The organism is Micromonospora sp. NPDC047753, from assembly GCF_040642735.1.
In the GTDB taxonomy this organism is placed as follows: domain Bacteria; phylum Actinomycetota; class Actinomycetes; order Mycobacteriales; family Micromonosporaceae; genus Micromonospora.
Genome location: NZ_JBEYSL010000577.1, coordinates 1 through 3,877, shown reverse-complemented (window position 1 = coordinate 3,877; position 3,877 = coordinate 1). Strand labels below are relative to the sequence as shown.

Below are 3,877 nucleotides of genomic sequence, written 5' to 3'. Positions count from 1 at the left end.
GGGCGGGAAGAACTTCTCGTCGGCGGTGTCGGTGTAGATGTTCTTCGAGGCGTGCAGCAGCACGTCCACCCCGGTCAGGTCGGTGGTGGCCAACGGGCCCATCGCGTGCCCGAAGCCCAGCCGGCAGGCGGTGTCCAGGTCCTCCGCTGACACCACGCCGGACTCGACCAGCTTGACCGCCTCCATCACCAGGGCGGAGATCAGCCGGGTGGTGACGAAGCCGGCGATGTCCCGGTTCACCACCACAACCGTCTTGCCGATCTCCTCGGCGAAGACCCGCGCGGTGTCCAGCGTGGCGTCGCTGGTCTTGTAACCGCGTACCAGCTCGCAGAGCTGCATCATCGGCACCGGGGAGAAGAAGTGCGTGCCGACCACCGCCTCGGGCCGCTCGGTCACCGCGGCGATCTGGGTGACCGGGATCGCCGAGGTGTTGGTGGCGAGCACCGCGTCCGACTTGCAGATCTTGTCCAGAGCGCGGAACACCTCGTGCTTGATCTCCAACCGCTCGAAGACCGCCTCGACCACGATGTCCGCGTCCGCCGCCGCCTCCAGGTCGGTGGTCGGCGTGATCCGAGCCAGCGTCGCCTCGACCTCGGAGGCCTCGATCTTGCCCTTCTCGGCGAACTTCTCCAGTGACTTCCGAATACCGCCCAGACCCCGGGTGGTGGCCGCCTCGTCCAGGTCGCGCAGCGTCACCTGCCAGCCCGCCTGCGCCGCCACCTGGGCGATGCCGGAACCCATCAACCCGGCCCCGACGACCGCGAGTCGACCCGCCATCTGCTTCTCCCTCGCTGCGATTGAGTGCCTGCCTGCACCCTAGTCGGCGAGCCTGAACGATGGCTAAGTGGCGGTCGGGCCGGGTCGTGGGCGACCTCAGATCTCCAGTGACGGTTCCTCCGGCGTGGTGCCCCGCTCGACCGCCACCCCGAGCGCCCGCAGGTCGGCCACGAAGTCCGGGTAACCCCGGTCCACGTGATGCACGTGGGACACCTCGGTGACCCCCTGCGCGCACAGCCCGGCGATGATCAGCCCTGCACCGGCGCGGATGTCGGTCGCCTGCACCGGTGCGCCGGAGAGCCGGCCCCGTCCACGCACCACCGCGTGGTGCCCATCGGTCTTGATGTCCGCGCCGAGCCGCATCATCTCGTTGGCGAACATGAACCGGCCGTCGAAGATGTTCTCGGTGATCAGGGAGGCGCCGTCGCTGACCGCCGCCAGCCCGATCGCCATCGGCAGCAGGTCGGTGGCGAAACCGGGGTACGGCAGCGTCACCACGTCCACCGCCCGGGGCCGCTCGTCCATCCGTACCCGGAAGCCGTCCCCCCGGGTCTCCACCAGCGCGCCGGCCGCCACCACCTTGTCCAGGGCGACCTCCAGGAAGGCCGGGTCGAGCCCGGTCACCGTCACGTCGCCGCGGGTCATCGCCGCGCCGAACGCCCAGGTGCCGGCGACGATCCGGTCCCCCACCGTGGCGTGGCGCACCGGACGCAGACCGGGCACACCGGTGATGCGCAACGTCGACGTGCCCGCGCCGACGATGCGCGCGCCCATCTGGTTGAGCATCGTGCAGATGTCGACGATCTCCGGCTCCCGGGCCGCGTTGTCGATCATCGTGGTGCCCTGGGCCAGCACCGCTGCCATCACCAGGTTCTCGGTCGCGCCGACGCTGGGGAAATCCAGCACGATGTCCGCACCGCGCAGCCCGTGCGGGGCGGAGGCGATGACGAACCCGTGCTCACCGGAGATCTCCGCGCCCATCCGGGTCAGCCCGGAGATGTGCATGTCCAACCCCCGCGACCCGATCGCGTCACCGCCGGGATGGGCCACCCGCACGTACCCCCGGCGGGCCAGCAACGGGCCGAGCACGCAGATCGACGCCCGCAACCGTCGGACCAGGTCGTAGTCGGCCTCCGCGCCCGGCTGCTCGGGTACGTCGATCGTCACCGACCGGGACCGGGCCACCCCGCCCCGGGCGACCATCGGGTCGACCGGGTCGTCCACGTCGAACTGGACGTCGCAGCCCAGCCGACGTAGCACCTCCCCCATGATCGCGATGTCGGTGATCCGGGGGACGTTGGTGATCACACTGCGGCCCGGCGCGAGCAGCGCGGCGGCCATCAGCTTCAACGCCGAGTTCTTGGCACCGACCACGTGCACGGTGCCGGACAGTCGGGCGTCACCGCGTACCCGGATGACGTCGACATCGTTGACCGCCGAATCGCCGGCGTCGCCGGGGCCCACCACCACCGGCCAGCCGGCGGTGCTGTCCGGCCGCGCCGGGATCGTCAGGTCGGGAATCCGTAGGCTGTGCGTCATGGCCGTCCACCTCACGCGCATCTACACCAAGGCCGGCGACGCCGGCATGACCAGGCTGAGCAACAACGAGCAGGTGCCGAAGACCGATCCACGGATCGCCGCGTACGCGGATGTCGACGAGTGCAACGCGGCGATCGGCGTCGCGCTCGCGCTGGGAAACCTCGACGAGGAGCTTCGCGGCGTGCTGGGGTCGGTGCAGAACGACCTGTTCGACGTCGGCGCCGACCTGTCCACCCCGGTCGAGCCGGAGCCGAAGTACCCGCCGCTGCGGGTCACCGAGGAGTACGTCGAGCGCCTGGAGGGCTGGTGCGACGAGTACAACGCACGCCTGAGCAAGCTCGACTCCTTCATCCTCCCCGGCGGCACCGCAGGTGCGGCGCTGCTGCACGTGGCGCGGACCGTCGCCCGGCGTGCCGAACGGGCAGCGTGGGCGCTGGTCAGCCACGATCCGGAACGAACCAGCACGCTCCCGGCAAAGTATCTCAACCGGCTCTCCGATCTGCTCTTTATCCTGTCAAGAACGGCAAATCCGGCAGGAGACGTGCTATGGGTGCCGGGCGGCAAGCGCTGAACGTCGGGCGCTCCGCACCACGTCGAGGTCTGAGTTCCCACTCTGACCGCCACCACGCGTAGCCAAGGCCGACTCGTCCTCCGGCGACCCCCGCCAGGGCCAGGGCGAGTCAGCGTCTAGATCGACTCGGGTTCCATGACGTCGGGCCAACCTGGCCACCAGGACACCACGGTTTCAGGAAACCCGAGTCGGCGGGCCGTGCCCACGAAGGGGTTTCCGGGGGGAGCCCGCCCGGCGCAGGGATCAAGCCTGACCGCCCGGAGCCGGGCGGGCTCCCCCGGAAACCCGAAAGAGCAACACAGGGCCGATCAGGCAGCCGGCCAGTCCTGGGAGGCCATACGCGGCGAGACCGCCCCCGGAGGGGCGGCCTCGAGCCAGGAAAGAAAACCGGTCACTGTCGATCGCGCCATGGCGATCTCCACCGGTGCGTGGTTACTGGTACAGCGCAGGATCACCCAGTCGGCCGGCATGGAGAACCGTTCCTGACCTTCGGGCAACCGGCGGCGCTCCACGGCCAGCCCCTTGCGGGAGAGGACCCGCTTGGGCCGGATCGCGAAGCTGAACATCCGGTACCAGCGCAGCTCGTCACCGGCGAACCGGCCGAAGCCAGGCGACCAGCCGCGGCCGTCGAGCATGGTGGAGACCCGGACGCTGAGCCGGATGATGCCGCCGCTGCGGGTGACCAGAGCTCGCCGGACGAAGAGGGTCAGAAGCGCGCCGAGGATGACGACAACGCCGATTCCGAATCCTTCGACGATCTCCATCCCCGGTGTGGCTCAGCGGCTCTGCGCGGAGACCGGGGTTGCGCTCTCGGCCAGCACTGTGACACCTTCGGCGCTCACCGAGAGGAAGCCGCCGGCCACCTCGTAGGCGACCTGCTCGCCGCCGGCGAGCTTGATGCGCACCTGACCGGGCTCGGCGAGTTGGCCGAGCAGCGGCGCGTGCCCCGGCAGGACACCGAGCTCGCCTTCGGTCGTCCGGGCGACGACC

At 70.1% G+C, this 3,877-nt stretch carries 5 protein-coding genes; 1 reads left to right on the top strand and 4 read right to left on the bottom strand.

Annotated elements, in window-relative coordinates:
- Together ABZ749_RS31190 and murA are read right to left on the bottom strand one after the other, a co-directional pair.
- The coding region (locus ABZ749_RS31190; RefSeq protein ID WP_357234073.1) for a 3-hydroxyacyl-CoA dehydrogenase family protein at positions 1–777 on the bottom strand (777 nt) is incomplete at its 3' end.
- Positions 778–873: 96 nt separating this feature from the next.
- Positions 874–2,316, bottom strand: coding sequence for a UDP-N-acetylglucosamine 1-carboxyvinyltransferase (gene murA, locus ABZ749_RS31185; protein WP_357234071.1), 1,443 nt, complete (start codon positions 2,314–2,316; stop codon positions 874–876).
- Here murA and ABZ749_RS31180 point away from each other — a divergent pair.
- Positions 2,315–2,887 (top strand): cob(I)yrinic acid a,c-diamide adenosyltransferase, encoded by a 573-nt coding sequence (locus ABZ749_RS31180; RefSeq protein WP_091405871.1) that lies wholly within the window; start codon positions 2,315–2,317, stop codon positions 2,885–2,887. The genes murA and ABZ749_RS31180 overlap by 2 nt on opposite strands.
- Before the next feature lie 308 nt (positions 2,888–3,195).
- On the opposite strand, the gene ABZ749_RS31175 is transcribed toward ABZ749_RS31180, so the two are convergent.
- Both ABZ749_RS31175 and ABZ749_RS31170 read right to left on the bottom strand, forming a co-directional pair.
- Positions 3,196–3,651 carry a DUF2550 domain-containing protein gene (locus ABZ749_RS31175; protein WP_112584026.1) on the bottom strand — a complete coding sequence of 152 codons (456 nt, stop codon included), beginning with the start codon at positions 3,649–3,651 and terminating at the stop codon, positions 3,196–3,198.
- Between the two features lie 12 nt (positions 3,652–3,663).
- On the bottom strand, positions 3,664–3,877 hold a 214-nt coding region (locus ABZ749_RS31170; RefSeq protein WP_357234068.1), incomplete at its 5' end, for a F0F1 ATP synthase subunit epsilon.